The organism is Paenibacillus sp. cl141a (assembly GCF_900109305.1).
GTDB lineage: Bacteria > Bacillota > Bacilli > Paenibacillales > Paenibacillaceae > Paenibacillus_AQ > Paenibacillus_AQ lautus_A.
Genome location: NZ_FNZO01000009.1, coordinates 181912 through 199770, shown reverse-complemented (window position 1 = coordinate 199770; position 17859 = coordinate 181912). Strand labels below are relative to the sequence as shown.

14 protein-coding genes are annotated in these 17859 nt (G+C 52.7%); 10 read left to right on the top strand and 4 right to left on the bottom strand.

The features are described 5' to 3' along the window. The first annotated feature begins 2 nt into the window (after positions 1-2). The 7 genes from BMX45_RS22630 (at position 3) to BMX45_RS22600 (ending at position 10462) form a co-directional block, all read left to right on the top strand. Positions 3-1532, top strand: a complete 1530-nt coding sequence (locus tag BMX45_RS22630; protein WP_090912038.1) for a flotillin family protein — start codon at positions 3-5, stop codon at positions 1530-1532. Between the two features lie 149 nt (positions 1533-1681). Continuing rightward, a complete protein-coding gene (locus tag BMX45_RS22625) occupies positions 1682-2539 on the top strand; it encodes a glucose PTS transporter transcription antiterminator GlcT (RefSeq protein ID WP_090912036.1) in 858 nt (285 codons plus the stop codon). A 278-nt stretch (positions 2540-2817) separates the two neighbouring features. Then, positions 2818-4899 carry a glucose-specific PTS transporter subunit IIBC gene (gene ptsG, locus BMX45_RS22620; protein ID WP_090912034.1) on the top strand — a complete coding sequence of 694 codons (2082 nt, stop codon included), beginning with the start codon at positions 2818-2820 and terminating at the stop codon, positions 4897-4899. Between the two features lie 58 nt (positions 4900-4957). Next, complete coding sequence (locus BMX45_RS22615) at positions 4958-5233, top strand: HPr family phosphocarrier protein (protein WP_009591829.1); 276 nt, start codon at positions 4958-4960, stop codon at positions 5231-5233. After that, entirely contained in the window at positions 5226-6947 is a 1722-nt protein-coding gene (gene ptsP, locus BMX45_RS22610) for a phosphoenolpyruvate--protein phosphotransferase (protein ID WP_090912032.1), read from the top strand. The genes BMX45_RS22615 and ptsP overlap by 8 nt, the downstream gene beginning before the upstream one ends. A gap of 328 nt (positions 6948-7275) precedes the next feature. Beyond that, positions 7276-9642 carry a type I pullulanase gene (pulA, locus tag BMX45_RS22605; RefSeq protein ID WP_254778191.1) on the top strand — a complete coding sequence of 789 codons (2367 nt, stop codon included), beginning with the start codon at positions 7276-7278 and terminating at the stop codon, positions 9640-9642. Between the two features lie 187 nt (positions 9643-9829). After that, positions 9830-10462, top strand: coding sequence for a 50S ribosomal protein L25 (locus BMX45_RS22600; protein ID WP_090912030.1), 633 nt, complete (start codon positions 9830-9832; stop codon positions 10460-10462). An 80-nt stretch (positions 10463-10542) separates the two neighbouring features. On the opposite strand, the gene BMX45_RS22595 is transcribed toward BMX45_RS22600, so the two are convergent. The 4 genes from BMX45_RS22595 to kduI all read right to left on the bottom strand — a co-directional run bounded on the left by BMX45_RS22595 (position 10543) and on the right by kduI (position 14159). After that, positions 10543-11427, bottom strand: coding sequence for a transporter substrate-binding domain-containing protein (locus BMX45_RS22595; RefSeq protein WP_090912028.1), 885 nt, complete (start codon positions 11425-11427; stop codon positions 10543-10545). A 265-nt stretch (positions 11428-11692) separates the two neighbouring features. Beyond that, positions 11693-12445: a 2-dehydro-3-deoxy-D-gluconate 5-dehydrogenase KduD gene (gene kduD, locus BMX45_RS22590; RefSeq protein ID WP_090912026.1), complete on the bottom strand. Its 753-nt coding sequence runs from the start codon at positions 12443-12445 to the stop codon at positions 11693-11695. 90 nt (positions 12446-12535) lie between these two features. Next, on the bottom strand, positions 12536-13285 hold the full coding sequence (locus BMX45_RS22585; protein ID WP_090912024.1) for a DeoR/GlpR family DNA-binding transcription regulator: 750 nt from the start codon (positions 13283-13285) through the stop codon (positions 12536-12538). Positions 13286-13325: 40 nt separating this feature from the next. Next, positions 13326-14159: a 5-dehydro-4-deoxy-D-glucuronate isomerase gene (gene kduI, locus BMX45_RS22580; RefSeq protein WP_090912022.1), complete on the bottom strand. Its 834-nt coding sequence runs from the start codon at positions 14157-14159 to the stop codon at positions 13326-13328. A gap of 270 nt (positions 14160-14429) precedes the next feature. Here kduI and BMX45_RS22575 point away from each other — a divergent pair, with 270 nt between their 5' ends. The 3 genes from BMX45_RS22575 to urtB all read left to right on the top strand — a co-directional run bounded on the left by BMX45_RS22575 (position 14430) and on the right by urtB (position 17847). Further along, positions 14430-15329, top strand: a complete 900-nt coding sequence (locus BMX45_RS22575) for a glycerophosphodiester phosphodiesterase (RefSeq protein ID WP_090912020.1) — start codon at positions 14430-14432, stop codon at positions 15327-15329. Between the two features lie 294 nt (positions 15330-15623). Continuing rightward, complete coding sequence (gene urtA, locus BMX45_RS22570) at positions 15624-16883, top strand: urea ABC transporter substrate-binding protein (RefSeq protein WP_090912018.1); 1260 nt, start codon at positions 15624-15626, stop codon at positions 16881-16883. Between the two features lie 58 nt (positions 16884-16941). Continuing rightward, positions 16942-17847 carry an urea ABC transporter permease subunit UrtB gene (urtB, locus tag BMX45_RS22565; RefSeq protein WP_009590878.1) on the top strand — a complete coding sequence of 302 codons (906 nt, stop codon included), beginning with the start codon at positions 16942-16944 and terminating at the stop codon, positions 17845-17847. Positions 17848-17859: the final 12 nt, after the last annotated feature.

Here is a 17859-nt window from a genome sequence, read left to right as displayed (position 1 = left end):
CAATGCCAGAGTACTTAGTAATTCCATCGATTGTTGTAGGTGTCATTGTCGTGTTAGGACTTGCGTTCTGGGCCCGTTACAAAACGGTGAGCCCGGATGAAGCGATGATTGTCACCGGTTCTTTTTTGGGAAGCAAAAATTTGTCGGAGGACGAATCCGGCCGCAAAATCAAAATCGTTCGGGGCGGCGGCGCTTTTATACTTCCCGTGTTTCAGCGCTCCGAATTCGTATCGCTCTTATCTCATAAACTGGATGTCATGACGCCTGAAGTGTACACGGAGCAAGGCGTACCGGTTATGGCGGACGGGGTGGCCATCATTAAAGTTGGGAGCTCGATCGAAGATGTGGCGACCGCAGCCGAGCAATTCATGGGCAAGCCCATTGAAGCGCTGAAGGGTGAAGCCCAGGAGGTGCTGGAAGGCCATCTTCGCGCCATTCTCGGTTCCATGACGGTAGAGGAAGTATACCGTAACCGCGACAAGTTCGCGCAGGAGGTTCAGGGGGTCGCCGCAAGAGACCTGAAGAAGATGGGTCTGCAGATCGTCTCCTTTACCATTAAGGACGTTCGCGATAAGCACGGATATTTGGAAGCGCTTGGTAAACCGCGGATCGCTACGGTCAAGCGGGATGCGGAGATTGCCGAAGCCGAAGCGATGCGGGATGCGCGGATTCAGAAAGCGCGCGCGGAAGAAGAAGGACAGAAGGCAGAGGTTGTACGCGATACCAATATCGCGGAAGCCGAGAAGGAACGGGAACTGAAGGTCGCGTCCTTTAAGAAGGAGCAGGATACGGCGAAGGCCGAAGCGGACCAAGCCTATCATATCCAGGAAGCCCGTGCCAGACAAACGGTGGTCGAGGAGCAGATGAAGGTTGAGCTTGTTCGTAAGGAACGCGAAATCGACCTGCAGGAAAAAGAAATCATGGTTCGCGAGAAGCAGTATGACGCGGACGTAAAGAAAAAAGCCGAAGCCGATCGCTATGCCGTTGAGCAGGCCGCCGAAGCGGATAAAGCCCGGAAGATGCGTGAAGCGGATGCTGTGCAATACTCCATCGAGACGCAGGCCAAAGCGTCTGCGGAGCAGAAGCGCCTTGACGGTATGGCGGTTGCGGATGCCGAGCGCGCGAAAGGTACGGCCGAAGCCGAAGTCATCCGCCTGCGCGGTATCGCCGAAGCCGATGCCAAAGAGAAGCTGGCCGAAGCGTTCCAGAAGTTTGGCGAGGCTGCTGTGCTCGATATCATCGTGAAAATGCTGCCTGAGCTTGCAGGCAAGATTGCTCAGCCGATCTCGTCCATTGACAAGCTGACCGTTGTCGATACGGGCAAAGGCGAAGGAGCGGCTCGCGTGAGCAATTATGTGACCGAGCTGATGTCCACGGCGCCTGAGATGCTAAAGAGTGTGTCCGGGATTGACGTGGAGGATCTCATTAAGGGATTAACAACGAAAAAATCCGCCACGGCTCAAAAGCCGGTGTCCATCGAGCAGGAACTTGTACCGGTCCCTGCAGAGACAAGCGCCGCTAAGGAAGAGTAGATCAAGCCTTAAGCAGGGCCTGAATACATGGTGGCAGGCAGCGGTACGGCACCTTGAAGACTTTGGCAACCACAAATGATTTTGCCGCGCTCTGATATTTCTGATAAGATATCCGAGTATACGCGTATGAATCAAAAAGAGGTGCGAACGTGAGCAGCTTACAAGTGGCTAAAGTGTTGAACAATAATGTAATCATAGCGAAGCATCCTCAACATGGCGAGGTTGTTGTTATCGGCAAGGGAATCGGCTTTAACCGAAAGAATAAAGACCGTATCCCTGCCACCGCTGCCGAGAAAATGTTCATTTTGACCAAACCGGAGGAGCAGGAGCAGTATAAGCAGTTGGTGCCTCACATCGACGAGAAGCTGATTGAGGCGATGAATGATATTATTCTGAATGCTGCCAAGTCCAGCGACGCTCCTCTGAATGAGCATATCCACATTGCCTTGACGGATCATATCGCATTTGCCATTAAACGCCATGCCCAAGGTCTCTATATCCACAATCCTTTTTTATACGAAACCAAAGAGATGTACCCAGAAGAGTACGAGATGGCCGAATATGCCGTCCGTACCATTCGGGAGAAGCTCGGTGTTGAGTTGGGCCAAGAAGAAATCGGATTCATTGCCCTGCATTTTCATGGTGCGCTTACGAACCAGCATATCTCCGAGGTCCGCAAGCACTCGGAGCTGATCGCGGACCTGGTGCATACCGTCGAGCAGCAGCTGGAGTACGCCATCCCGAGGGATACGCTGGATTATTCCCGATTGCTGACGCACCTCCGGTTTGCGTTGGAGCGGATTCGGCGGGGAGAAGCGGTGAACGAGACGAGTTCGCTTGACGGCCTTCTGAAGCGTGAATATCCCGACACCTATTCCCTGGCATGGAAGTTGACCAAGATGATGGAGCAGCGGCTGAAGAAACCCGTCTATCCCGCTGAGGCCGGTTATTTGACCATTCATTTGGAACGGTTGGTCCAGCGTAAAGAGCAGGGCGAGCAAATGTGAAGATTTTATTAAGTCCCTTACCATGTGGTTGCAACGATAAATGAACGGTGTTACAATACGAACAGTTATGAACCATAAAACTTCAAATCCAACGTGTAACTGATTCGATCAGGCATGAGTATTGCAGGAATTTGGTTGTTATTACCCATTTTTGGGTAATCTAATCCATGAGATTAGCCATCCATTTACCTGTAGTTGCTCATGCCTTTTTTGGTTTGAGTTTTATGATGATCTACCTACAGCTTGTGATAACAACTAGACAGAGGGTGAGGATTTTCATGTTTAAGCGGCTTTTTGGCGTACTGCAAAGGGTCGGTAAAGCTCTGATGCTGCCAGTGGCCATATTGCCGGCGGCCGGACTATTGCTCGGTCTTGGAAATATGCTGGTCAACCCCGATTTCCTGCAATATGCACCTTGGCTGGATGCGGCATGGGTTCAAGCGGCTGCCACGGTCATGATGAATGCGGGACAAATCGTATTCACGAACCTATCCTTGCTGTTTGCAGTGGGGGTTGCGGTCGGTTTGGCCGGAGGTGAAGGCGTTGCGGGACTGGCCGCGATCATCGGTTACCTTGTCATGAACGTCACCATGGGCAGCGTGATCGGCGTGACGCCGGCCATGGTCGGCACGAATTACGAATATGCCAGCGTGCTTGGCATCCCGACGTTGGCTACCGGGGTATTCGGCGGAATCATCGTCGGTATATTGGCAGCCAGCATGTACCGACGGTTTTTCAAAATCGAGCTTCCGTCCTATCTGGGCTTTTTTGCAGGAAAACGTTTTGTTCCGATTATGACGGCCGCAACGTCCGTTTTGCTTGGTCTGTTGATGGTGTTTATATGGCCGCCGATCCAGTCGGCGCTTAACACGGCATCGCATTTCATGCTGGAACAAAATCTGACGCTTTCCGCTTTTGTGTTCGGCGTCGTGGAACGCGGATTGATTCCGTTCGGACTGCACCACATTTTCTATTCCCCGTTCTGGTTTGAATTCGGGGAATACCTGAACCAGGCCGGACAATTGGTTCGAGGGGACCAGAACATCTTCATGGCCCAACTTCGGGACGGCGTCGAGTTTACGGCAGGCACCTTCATGACGGGGAAGTATCCGTTCATGATGTTCGGTCTCCCTGCGGCTGCGCTTGCCATCTATCATGAGGCAAGACCGGAAAACAAAAAGTTCGTGGCCGGCATCATGGGCTCTGCGGCGCTGACTTCCTTCTTGACCGGGATCACGGAACCGCTTGAGTTCTCGTTCCTGTTCGTAGCACCGATCTTGTTCGCTGTGCATGCGCTGTTTGCCGGTCTGTCCTTCATGACCATGCATATTTTGGGCACCAAAATCGGCATGACCTTCTCCGGCGGCCTGATCGACTACATGATCTTCGGTGTCATTCCGAACCGGACGCCATGGTGGAATGTTCTCATCGTTGGTGCTATTATGGCTGTAATCTATTACTTCGGCTTCCGGTTTGTCATTCGGAAATTCAATCTGAGGACGCCGGGGCGCGAGGAAGCTTCGACGACAGAGCCGGAATCAGGCTCTGGAGCAGCGGGCGCTGGCAGTAAAAATGATCTGCCGTCTAATATCCTGACTGCACTGGGCGGCCAGCCTAACATCGCGCATCTGGATGCATGCATCACTCGTCTGCGCGTAGAGGTAAAAGACAAGGGCCATGTCGATAAGGCAAGGCTGAAGCAGCTGGGTGCGTCAGGCGTGCTGGAGGTGGGGAATAACATCCAGGCGATATTCGGAACCCGTTCCGATACGATCAAATCGCAAATTCAGGACATCATGTCGGGAATCATGCCGACCACTGCAACTCAAGCAACGGCTTTGGAGACGATGCCCACGGCACAAGAGGAACAGCGGGCCGGACAGGACGGGGAAACGCTCGTTAAGGAGGAAATCGTATCCCCGGCCGATGGAGAGCTACTGGATATTTCCCATGTGCCTGACCCCGTGTTTGCCGAACGGATGACAGGGGATGGATTTGCGTTCGTGCCTCATAACGGAACGATTGTGTCTCCCGTTAACGGCACCGTGTTCAATGTGTTCCCCAGCAAGCATGCCGTCGGCATTATGTCGGATGGCGGCAAGGAAGTGCTTGTCCATATCGGCGTCAATACCGTTAAGCTGAAAGGGCAAGGATTTGAAGTCCTTGTGCAAGAGGGGGACCTGGTCTCCACGGGTCAACCGATCATGCAAGTGGATCTGGATTATGTGAAGGAGAATGCCAAATCGATCATTTCTCCTATTATCTTCTCGAATCTGCCGGAGGGAGCTTCCGTGAAACTGAACAAGACCGGTGAAGTAAAAAGCGGCGAGGAAGGGATCATTACCATATTGAAACCTTAATCTCACGTTGGTTTCCAGGATTCTAAAAATTAAAATATACGAAAGTAGGATGATGAACATGCAACAAACATTCAGAATTATTGACGAAGATGGAATTCACGCACGTCCGGCAACGGCATTGGTGAACACGGCTAACAAATTCCAGGATACCAACTCTTTTGCCGAAGCTAACGGCAAAAAAGTAACGCTGAAGTCGATTCTGGGCGTTCTGTCCCTCGGATTGGAGCAAGGCGACACATTGACACTGATCACGGAAGGCGGCAATGAAAGCGAGGCGCTGACAGCATTGCAAGAAGTGATGGTGAACGAAGGGCTAGGCGAGCTTCATGAATAATTTGAAAGGTATCGCGGCTTCCGCAGGTATCGCGATAGCACGTGCTTTTACGCTGGAGCATCCGGATTATTCCGTCACGGAGAAGCAGGTGACGGACACGGATGCCGAACTTGCGAAGCTGGATGCGGCGCTGGCCCAGTCACAAGCTGAGCTGGAAGCGATCAAAGCCCGCACGCTTCAGGAACTCGGGGAGAAGAAGGCTGAGATTTTCGAATCTCACCTTCTCATCCTGAATGATCCTGAATTGATTGAACCGGTCAAGGCGAAAATCGCTTCCGAATCGGTTAACGCGGAATATGCGTTGAACGAAACGGCAACCCAGTTCATTCAAATGTTCGAGAACATGAAGAGCGCCTACTTGCAGGAGCGAGCAGCGGATATGCGCGACGTCACCAAACGCATCCTGAAGCATCTGCTCGGCTTGAATTATGTGAGCCCTTCGGAGATCAGCGAAGAAGTGATCGTGGTTGCTGAGGATTTGACTCCGTCGGATACGGCGCAGCTGAACCGGAACTACGTTAAGGGTTTCACGACGAATATCGGCGGACGTACCTCGCACTCCGCCATCATGGCCCGTTCACTTGAAATTCCGGCTGTCGTCGGGACGAAGAATGTGCTCTCTGCCGTCCAGAACGGGGATTTGATCATCGTTGACGGATTGGAAGGGGATGTCATCGTTAATCCTACGGAAGCCATCGTAGAACAATACCGTGCGAAGCAAGACGCCTATGCCAAGCAGGTGGAGGAGTGGAAGAAGCTGCGCTCCGAACCGACGGTTTCCAAGGACGGAATCCATGTGGAGCTGGCTGCCAACATCGGGACGCCGAATGATGTGGCCGGCGTGCTGGAGAACGGAGGAGAAGCCGTAGGATTGTACCGTACGGAATTCCTGTACATGGGCAGAGACAAACTTCCTTCCGAAGAGATCCAGTATGTCGCTTACAAATCGGTTCTGGAGAAAATGGAAGGCAAGCCGGTTGTGGTTCGCACGCTTGATATCGGCGGAGATAAAGAGCTGCCCTATCTGGATCTTCCCAAGGAAATGAATCCGTTCCTCGGATTCCGTGCCGTCAGATTGTGCCTGGACCGCCAGGATATTTTCAGAACACAGCTTCGGGCGCTGCTGCGTGCAAGCGTCCACGGCAACCTGCGTATCATGTTTCCCATGATAGCGACACTGGGCGAGTTCCGCGAAGCCAAAGCACTTCTTGAGGAAGAAAAGGCTAAGCTTATAAGCGAAGGCATTCCGGTTTCAGAAGAAATCCAGCTGGGCATCATGGTGGAGATTCCATCCACCGCCGTGCTTGCCGATCAATTTGCCAAAGAGGTGGATTTCTTCAGCATCGGAACCAATGACCTGATTCAATACACGATGGCCGCCGACCGCATGAATGAACGGGTTGCGTATCTATACCAGCCATACAATCCGGCGATTCTGCGACTGGTTAAAATGGTCATCGATGCCGCCCATCGCGAAGGCCGCTGGGTAGGCATGTGCGGCGAAATGGCCGGCGACGCGACTGCTATTCCGATTCTGCTGGGTCTGGGGCTGGATGAGTTCAGCATGAGCGCCACCTCCATTCTGCCGGCTCGCAGCCAGATCGGAAAGCTGTCCCGCAGCGATATGCAGGCCCTTGCAGCCAAAGCGCTTGAAATGGGCACCGCAGAAGAAGTAGTGGCTCTGGTGGAATCCATTGAGGCTGCAGCCGAGTAAGAAGGAAGACAACGTACAACTTGATCGATCCTTGCAGTGTCGTATTACGTTTATTTCTGGGGACTCTACCAATCTTTTTCCACGATAGCATCACATTGACAACATCTGTCCATAACGGACAGATGTTTTTTTGTCAAAAGAAAGACACCGGGCATATTTGCTAGTATAATAGCCTAAATATATAGTGAATTGGCTTGGAACCCAAACCAATTCAGGGCTTTTGGCATACCATGAAATATGAAAGCGTTCTAAATTCATGTGCTAGAGGTCTGTCTTATGATTCAGGCGCCCATACTAGGAAGTAAATCTACTATAAGTGACGGTGACGATGAGTATGGACATGATCAAGAGCTGCACAAGCGTTAAGCTGGGAGCGACCTACCGAAGAGAGGGAACGGCCTTTCAGGTATGGGCTCCGGATGCGGTTAATGTAAAACTGGCTTTATATGAGGGTCCGGGAGAGTATAACGAGCAAGGTCTTGTGACGGATCACGAGGGCGGTACGCTGTATGCGATGGTCCGGAATGAGGACGGCGTATGGTCGGCTCAGGTAAACCGTGATCTCCATGGAACCTATTATATGTACCGAATCGAATCTGCGGAGGGGGGCGTCGGTTATGCCGTTGACCCTTATGCAATCGCTGTGTCCGCGAATGGCTGCCGCGGCGCGGTGGTCGACCTGGCGAAGAGCAATCCGCCGGGGTGGGAGCAGGATGTTAGGCCCAACCTGTTAAAGCCTACGGATTCGGTGCTCTATGAGCTGCATGTACGCGATTTCTCGATCCACACGGATTCGGGAATGAAATATAGAGGAAAATACAAGGCATTTACGGAGAGCGGTCTGCGAGACTCCGAAGGAAATGCCCTTGGTCTGGATCATCTTGAAGAATTGGGTGTAACCCATGTGCATCTGCTGCCGGTATTTGATTTTCGGACGGTCAATGAGCTGGACGGATATGCAAGCGAGCGCTTAAGCCGCGAGTATAATTGGGGCTACGATCCGCAGAATTACAATGTGCCTGAAGGTTCGTATGCAACAGATCCCATGGATCCGATCGTGCGCATCCGGGAGCTGAAGGAGATGGTTCTAGCCCTCCATGCAAGGGGAATCCGCGTCGTCATGGATGTGGTTTATAACCATACGTATACGGTGGACGATGGCCCGTTCGAACGATTGGCGCCGGGGTACTTCTATCGCAAGGACGGATACGGGAATCTATCGAACGGTTCGGGCGTAGGGAACGAGCTGGCCACGGAGAAGCCGATGGTGCGCAAATACATCAAGGATTCGCTAAAATACTGGGCCGAGGAATATCATATCGATGGTTTTCGGTTTGATCTGATGGCTCTGATCGACACAACGACGATGAAAGAGATCGTAAGCGAGCTGCGCCAAGAGGTCGACCGTTCTCTCTTGTTCTATGGAGAGCCATGGACGGGGGGAATGAGCCCGTTAACGGAGCAAACCGTCAAGGGAAGCCAAAAGGGCCAAGGCTTCGCCGTATTTAATGATCATTTCCGGCATGCCATCAAGGGGGATAATGACGGGAGCGGCCGAGGGTTTGCTACGGGCGAGCCATGGTACGAAGGGGCCGTCGTTGAAGGAATGATGGGCTCGATCCATGATTTTGCGCTTCACCCGGAGGAAACGGTGAACTATGTCACCGTGCACGACAATTTGAATCTGTGGGACAAAATTTTAGTGGCACAAGGCATGGAAGAGCAGGCAGGGCTTCTCCGGTTGACGGATGGGAAGCTGGTTAACGAAGGAGATGTATGGCAGGCAACCGCTGCGTCCACGCCCTATGCCGGCATACCCGATGAAGATGTGATGTCGGCTGCGTCCGTGCGCCGGAGCTTGCTGGCTAACGGCATCGTGCTGCTCTCCCAGGGGATTCCGCTGCTGCATGCGGGCGATGAGTTGCTACGCACGAAATACGGCGATCATAACAGCTACCGCAGCGGGGACGCCATCAATGCCATTCGCTGGTCCAATAAGCGACGCTTCAAACCGGTGTTCGATTATTACAGAGGTCTTATCGCCCTGCGAAAAGCCCATCCGGCGTTCCGGATGGCGTCAAGAGAAGAGATCGAAGGCCATATGGAAGTGCTGCGAAGCAGCGATCGGATCATCGCTTACCGCCTTATGAAGGCAGCCGAACAAGGCAGCTGGGGGCAAATCGTCGTCATCGTTAACGGCAATGAACATGAAATGCCGGTGGATCTGCCGCCTACCCCTTACCGCTGGAACATCGTGGTGAATGATCGTCAGGCGGGGATAGATACGATCCAGACGCTGGATCAAGGGAAGGCAGTCATTCCAGGTCTGTCGTTGATGGTGTTATATGAGGATCTGGCCCATATGAAACAGGGGCTGACGGCCGTTGAGATCGAATATGAGAGACGCGACCAAGCATACGAGGGATGGAACGTATGGGTATGGGGAACGGGCGTGCAGGATGGCAGCATTCCATTCTCCCGCACGGACAGCGGCAGGGCACGGGCCGTATTCTACGCGGCTTCCGGAACCGATCGGATCGGCTGTATCGTCAGGCTGAATGAATGGGAGGACCGGGAAGGCGAGAACGATTGGTTTATCGATATTCCGCCGGATGAAGAAGAGGTTCGGATTGCGCTGCGAAGCGGTCAAAGTGAAGACAGCGACACTAATGAGCAGCGGGATATCGCCAGTTAGAATAGGATGAAATAACAAGGGGCCCTTTCCATGGTGGAAAGGGCTCCTATTTACATATTTTCAAAAGGGGTACACTTTTATTACCCGCTGCATTGCCATTTAAAACATCGAAATTCCATGATTAGTTAGCAGGTAAATAGGGTAATAATGAGATAGACTTTGTTTTCGATAAAGGAGGATGTCACTCATGTCAAAAGGAAACACAGTTCAACTCAAAGCCAATGTGCGTGATGAATTTACCCGGGCTTCTCGCCGAGAGCTTCGCGAAAGCGGCGGACTTCCCGGTGTTGTATACGGTGCGGGCGAGGAAAGCATCCCCGTAGCTGTTGATTTCAAGGATACGGCGAAGCTGTTCCACACCGGGCGTTCCGAGGTGTTTCAGCTAGATATTCCGGGCTCTGGCAAAGTGCCGGTGTTGATTAAGGATATTCAGAAGAGACGCGGCAACGTATCCCATGTGGACTTCCTGCGCATCTCCATGAACAAGCCGGTTCGTGTCAGCATCCCTGTGGATTATCAGGGCACTGCTGCCGGAACGAAGTCCGGGGGCATCCTGCAAACCCAGGTCACGGAAATCGAAGTAGAGGGTTTGCCGGGCGATCTGCCTACTACCCTGGAAGCGGATGTATCCGGGCTGGAGATTGGGGACAAGCTCACGGTAGCTGATCTTAAGGTGCCGGAGGGTATCACATTACACGCTTCGGAAGAGGAAATTCTCGCCACGGTCATCGTGCCTCGCGCGGTGGAGGCGGCGGAGACCGAGAGTGAAGCGGACGCTGAGGAAGCGAATGCGGAAGAGACCACAACCGAAGAATCATAATAAGCATGATATAAAGGCGCTTGCTTTGCTGGTATCCAGCAGAGCAAGCGCCTTTTTTTTGGCGCAAGGCAGGAATGGCTTTATTTAACCTTGCGGTCATGAATGCCTTTGTAACTGATTGGAGCGTCCCCGAAGTATTTGTTCCATATGGTCAAATACGTTCCGTCCTGCTGCATGGTAGCCAGGGCATTATCCACGGCCGCGACGAGATCTGGATTCCCTTTGACGAAGGCTGCGGAAATCTCGGATACTTGATCGGCGGAATCGGCGGCAGCGACCGGAATTTCCGGGAACTGCTGCTTCAGGTTGGTCACCGATAGCTGGTCCGAAATGACGGCATCCAGATCTCCATTTGCGAGCTTGTTAGCAGCGTCGGATATATATTTAATCGGGACCACTTCCGCTCCGTACCGCTTGGCCATATCCTTATAGATTCCGGTTGGGTTCAGGCCGACGCGCTTGCCCTTGATATCCGAGAAGGTACGGATCCGAGCTTTGCCCGAGGTATGAACCAGGAGGACGGGGGTAGAGGATAAGTAAGCGACGGAAAAATCATAGAGCGCCCGCCGGTCCGGCCGGTCTTCGATCTGGTTGAAGACGGCGTCGTATTTGCCTTCCGTCAGTCCTGGCAGCAGATTCTCCCACCCGGTCTCAACGAATTCGGCCTTTAGCTCCATGTGGCGGGCAACCTCTTCAGCGATTTCCACATCGAATCCCGTAAGTATTCCGCCTGTACCACGGTAACTGAAAGGGGGATAATCCCGTTCCGTGGCGATTCGCAGGGTTCCGCGTTCCACGGCATTCCGAAGCAGGAAGCCGGTGTTCACCCGGTATGGATTAACGCCCATGTTCGGGGACGGGACCCGGTCGTTGCTGTTCACCGTACAGCCGCTAAGCACAATGGAACCCAAGAGAGAAAGCAAGCAGGCAAGACTGACATAACGTATCGATTTTGTTCCGCGCATGACTCCAAAAACCATCCTTTCTTTATTCACGGTCCTTCGAGGCCCATTTCGTAAAGTTAGCATGTCCCAAAGGATGGTTCGTATATTCGCAAAATGTCGGTGCCGGCAAGTTCTTAGGTCTTCTTATAGGGTTTAGGCGGAAAATAGCCCCCAAAAAAAGAGGCTGCGCTTTATCCGTCTGTAGCAGCGGATAGCACAGCCTCATATCGATGATATGGGCGGCATGCGGGTTGGCCAAATTTCAGAGATAACGCCGTTACGCCGGTTAACGGGCCATCCATCCGCCGTCCACGCATAACACATGCCCGTTCATGTAATCCGAAGCGGCGGAAGCGAGGAACACGGCAGGACCTCCGATATCCTCGGGCTTGCCCCAGCGTCCGGCCGGGATGCGGTCGGTAATGGACGTGCGGCGATCCTCGTCCTGACGGATGGCTGCCGTGTTATCGGTTTCGATGTAACCGGGAGCAATGCCGTTCACCTGGATGCCGCTGGCTGCCCATTCATTGGCCAACGCTTTGGTTAAGCCGGCAACGCCATGCTTGCTCGCCGTGTAACCGGGCACATTGATTCCGCCTTGGTATGACAGCATGGAGCAAATGTTAATGATTTTGCCGCTGCCGCGTTCAATCATATGTCTTCCGGCCAGTTGGGACAGCAAAAAGACGGTGTTCAAATTCAAGTCGATCACGTCAAGCCAATCTTGCATGCCGTGATCCTTGGCCGGGGTCCGGCGGATAATGCCGGCATTGTTTACCAGAATGTCCACATGCCCGGTCAGCTCCAGCGCTTGATCAAAGGTCTGCTGAAGTTTGCTTTGGTCGCTTAAATCGACCCGAATCTCGGAGGCTTTTCTGCCGAATCCCTTGATGGCTTCAATCGTATCGGCGCTTGTATTCATGGACACGGCAACGATATCCGCGCCGGCCTCGGCCAGCGCTATGGCGATGCCTTGCCCCAGTCCGCGGGCCGAGCCGGTGACGATCGCCGTTTTGCCTGATAAATCAAACCTGTTCATGCTCCGTTAATCCCCTCTCATATGTTCCCTAAATGGATGCAGTACGAAACTAGGCGGTTCGTTACAGAGGTAAGAGTCTCAAGCGGGCGGTTACAGCAGCGTAACGCCGGCTCCCTCGTATTGCTTTACCGTCTCGGGAGACAGTCCCCCATCGGTCATGATGCCGCTGATCTCTTGCAAGGATGAAAAAGTACGTAAGGCCGTCTGACCGAATTTATGATGATCGACGACGGCATAAACCTCCACGGAGGTTTCGATTAATGCCCGTTTGAACGGAATCAAATCCCCGGTATAGATGGACAACCCATGGTCAAGATGGACGCCCGTAGCAGATATGAAGGCTTTTTGAATGTTCAGCTGCGTCACGTACGCTACGCCTTCCGGGCCTGCGAGCATGTTCCGCACCCGGTAGCCCCCCGGAACGACCAGCCGGACATGATTCTTGGTCGCCAGCTCGCTGATGATATAGACATCGTTCGTAATAACCGTTAACGGCATATCCTCCAGCCTGCGGGCGATCTCCAGCGTGGTGCTGCCGCCGTCAAGGGCAATGATATCGTCCGTGTGGATATGCTTCAGTGCCTTCTGCGCGATTTCGGTCTTCTCATCCGGGTGCTTGGCCAGCGGTTCTTTTGAGGGCAGGATGCCGAATTGGTCGCTGTGCGCCAGCACGGCACCGCCGTGCACGCGGACGATCAGGCCCTGCTCCTCGAGCTTGGTCAAATCCTCGCGTATGGTTTTTCCGGTTACCTGAAGCTGCCGGCTTAAATCGGCGACGGTCACTTCTTTATGGGTTAGAAGGTACTCCATTATTTTTTCATAACGTCGTAACGGGTTCATATGGTTCTCATCTCTTCCGTGGGTTAATGGATATTCCCCTCTATTTTAAATCCTTCATGGACACGGGGTCCATATCATCATAACGTTTGTTGTCCCCGGCCATGCCCCAGATAAAGGTATAGTTGCTTGTGCCCACTCCGCTGTGGATCGACCAGCTCGGCGAAATCACGGCCTGTTCGTTGCGCATGACGATGTGGCGCGTTTCGCTTGGTTCACCCATCAGATGGATGGCAACCGCATCCTCCGGCAAGTCAAAATACAGATAAGCCTCCATGCGTCTTGGATGCGTATGGGCAGGCATCGTGTTCCACATGTTCCCTTCCTTCAACAGGGTCATGCCCATGACAAGCTGGGCGCTCTGAATGCCTTTTTGATGAATGAAGCGATAGATCACGCGATCATTGGAATTTTTGATGTCGCCCAAAGCGCTGGAATCGGCTTCTTCAAGGGTGGCTTTGGCTGTCGGGAACGATTGGTGGGCCGGCGCCGAATTTAAATAGAATTTGGCCGGATTGGCCGGATCGGTGCTTTGGAAAATGACCTCTTCGGTCCCCATGCCAACATACAGGCATTCTTTGTTGTTCAGTTCATGCTCCGTCCCGTCAACCAGGACGGTACCGTGTCCGCCGATATTGATGATGCCAAGCTCACGGCGCTCAAGGAAAGAGGAAACGCCCAGCTCTTTAAGGTCGGTATCCAACTTGACCTGCTCCCGTACGGGTGCGGCACCCCCGATAATCAAACGGTCTTCATGCGTCAGGACAAGCTCCAGCTGGTCGGGCGTAAACAGGACGGGAATATGGAATTCCTTGCGAAGCCGTTCCGTGTCAAATTGTTTCACTTCATTCGGATGTGAGGCATAACGTCTTTCCATTGCATGTCATCTCCTTAAGAGTCATTTTATAAACCATACATAACGTTCATATAAGTACAAATTACTCCATTTACGTTCATATTACAATAGCCAAAATCTAAAATGAACGAATTGTTGAGTCTTGAAAAGCCGTTTTCCTCCATTTTTACGACTGAAAAGGGGGAGGAAAGGGAAGAATTAGCTATGATAAAGGATTAGCGGACGAACAAGGCTCCTCTAGTTAAGAAGTTATAAAGCGATCAAAGCAGGACTAGGAGATGGGAAGCCCCTATGAAACGAATGATGGTTATCTTTGCTGCTCTGCTGGCAGTAACCGGTTCCCAAACGGCAGCCGACGTGCCTTATTATCCATTTCATCATGCCAGGGAACGGGAGGCCTGGATCAGGTCCGGGGATGAACGCGACGGGTCCTGGGTCAATATCGCCCATCGGGGGGCGTCGGGTTATGCGCCTGAAAATACGATGGCTTCGTTTGCCCAAGCGTTTGACCTGGGAGCGGATATGCTGGAGCTGGATGTTCAGCTGAGCAAGGATGGAGAGGTCGTGGTGATCCATGATTCCACGGTTGAGCGAACCACCGACGGGCAAGGAGAAGTGGGCGGTCTAACCTTGGAGGAGCTGCGGCGGTTGGATGCGGGTTCGTGGTACGATTCTTCGTTCAAAGGAGAAGTCATTCCGACTTTGGGGGAGGTGCTTGAACATTTCGGGGGCCGGATCGGATTGCTGATCGAATTGAAATCGCCCTCCCGGTACCCGGGCATCGAGCAAAAGGTTGCAGGCGATCTGAAAAGATATGCCGCCTTGGGGGCTGATGGACAAAGGTACAAGGACCAGATTATCATACAGTCTGCCGATACGGATTCGCTGGTTCGGTTCCGCCAGCTGATGCCCGATATCCCGCTTGGCGTAGTTATCACCAGTGCGGGCGACTTATCCAAGCAGCGACTGGATAAGATGAAGGCGTACGCGGAATACGTAAGTATATCGATGAGGCTCGTCTCCAAGGGACTGGTTCAAAAGATCCATCAATCGGGGATGAAAACGATGGTGTGGACCATTCGGGATATGCTGCAAATACCTTACGTGCTTCAAATTAACGTGGACGGTATCATTACGGATTATCCGGACCGAGTGCCGATTACGATTTCGAACAGGAACATGATCCAATAAATATTGAACGATGGCAGCCTCTTGAAAAATCAAGGGGCTGTTTTTTGTTAATAAAAATAACATATTGAGAAGGGTATTCATTTAATTATGATGTAAACCTAATTTAAATGTAATGTTAAATAACATAAAAGAGGTGATATATACGACAATTTTACTAAAAATGAAAAAATGAAATAAAATTATGTAAGAATTATTGACACAGGAAATATAAGGCAACTATAATGTGGAATAACGAACAGAGTAGAGAGGTTGTAGACGGAATGTTCGGAAACGGAAAAAGGGAGTGGGGAGCCAATGAAAAAACAAAGCGTAATCGTTAAAGGATGGGCCTCGTTTGTATTATGCGCCATTTTAATGTCAGGCTGCGTGACGGAAAAGGACACCGCTCCAACCGCCGGAGCAGATAACGGGAGCCCGCCGGTAGAAGCCGCAGGCGATTCGATCAAGGTCGGCATTCTTCACTCGCTCAGCGGAACGATGGCGATCAGCGAGGTGTCCGTTAAGGATGCCGAAATGCTTGCGATCGAAGAAATCAATGCGGCGGGCGGCGTGCTCGGCAAGCAAATCGAACCCGTGATCGAGGACGGTGCCTCGGATTGGCCGACCTTCGCGGAGAAGGCGGGCAAATTGCTGCAGCAGGATAAGGTTGCCGCCGTGTTCGGAGGCTGGACCTCCGCCAGCCGGAAAGCCATGCTCCCTGTTTTCGAACAAAACCACGGTCTTTTATTCTATCCGGTTCAATATGAAGGGCTGGAATCCTCCCCTAACATTTTCTATACGGGCGCAACAACCAATCAGCAAATCGTGCCTTCGGTGTCCTGGCTGCTTGAGAACCGCGGCAAAAAAATGTTCCTGCTCGGCTCCGATTATGTGTTCCCAAGAACGGCCAACAAGATCATTAAGGCCCAGCTGACGGCCGAGGGAGGCGAGCTGGCGGGAGAGGAATACACGCCCTTGGGCCACACCGATTTCAGCACGATTATAGCCAAGATCAAAGAGGCGAAACCCGATATCGTCTATAACACGCTGAACGGCGATAGTAATGTAGCCTTCTTCAAGCAGCTGAAGGATGCGGGCATAACCTCCAAGGATATGACCACGCTGTCCGTAAGCGTAGCGGAGGAGGAAATCCGCGGCATCGGCGCCGATATCTTAGAGGGCCATCTGGCAGCCTGGAACTACTATCAGTCCACGGATACTTCGGAAAACAAAGCTTTTGTTGATAAATACAAAGCGAAATACGGCGCTGACCGGGTCACCGCCGACCCGATCGAGGCTGGTTATACCGCGGTGTACTTGTGGAAGGCGGCGGTAGAGAAGGCGGGAACCACGGACGTGGATAAGGTGAAGGAAGCGGCCAAAGGCATTGAGTTCGCCGCCCCCGAAGGCAAAGTGACCATCGATGGCGACAATCAGCATATTCATAAAACGGTGCGCATCGGCGAGGTGCAGGCTGACGGACAGTTCAAGGAGCTCTGGAACTCGGGCGAACCCGTCAAACCGGACCCCTATCTGAAAACATACGATTGGGCAAAAGGTTTGAGCGGCGAATAAAACTTCATCTTATGCATGAAAGGCCTGCGGGCCTTTCGTGAAAGGAGGTTCACCCCGGATGGATATGACGATCCTGCAGGTGTTTAACGGACTGAGCGTCAGCTCGATATTATTATTGATCGCACTCGGCTTGGCGGTAACGTTCGGCTTAATGAATGTCATTAATATGGCCCATGGCGAGCTGATTATGATCGGCGCTTATTCCACGTATGTTACCCAAGGCTTGTTCTCCGCCTATATGCCGAAATCCTGGTTCGATACCTATTTCATCGCCGCATTGCTGGTATCTTTCATGGTTGCCGCGGCGGTCGGCTGGCTGCTTGAAATGGTGCTCATCCGCCATCTGTACGGCAGGCCGCTGGATAGTCTGCTCGCCACATGGGGCGTCGGGATGATGCTGCAGCAGATCGCAAGGTTCATCTTCGGCGCACCGAACGTGGCCGTAACCAGCCCTTCCTGGCTGAACGGCGGGCTTGCGATCACCTCAAGCATCATCCTTCCTTACAAGCGGCTGTTCATTGTATTGCTCGTGGCCGTCGTGTTGACGGCGATGTATCTCTATATTTACAGAACGGTTCAAGGCCGTAGAATGCGGGCGGTGATGCAAAACCGAAGCATGGCCGGTTGTCTCGGCATTTCGACCCGGCGCGTGGACGGACTGACGTTTGCGATCGGCTCCGGCATCGCCGGTATTGCCGGCTGCGCATTGACGCTGCTCGGCCCGATCGGACCATCGATCGGAACCTACTATATCGTCGATGCTTTCATGGTGGTGGTGCTGGGCGGCGTCGGAAAGCTGGTCGGCACGGTTGCCGGAGCGCTGGGCATCGGCGTGTTCAACACGCTGTTTGAGACCTATACTTCGGCTTCCATCGGCAAAGTGCTGGTGTTCGCCTGCATCGTGGCTTTCCTGCAGTGGAAGCCTCGCGGGCTCGTCGCGCTGAGAACGCGCAGTTTGGATTAGAGAGGAGGGGAA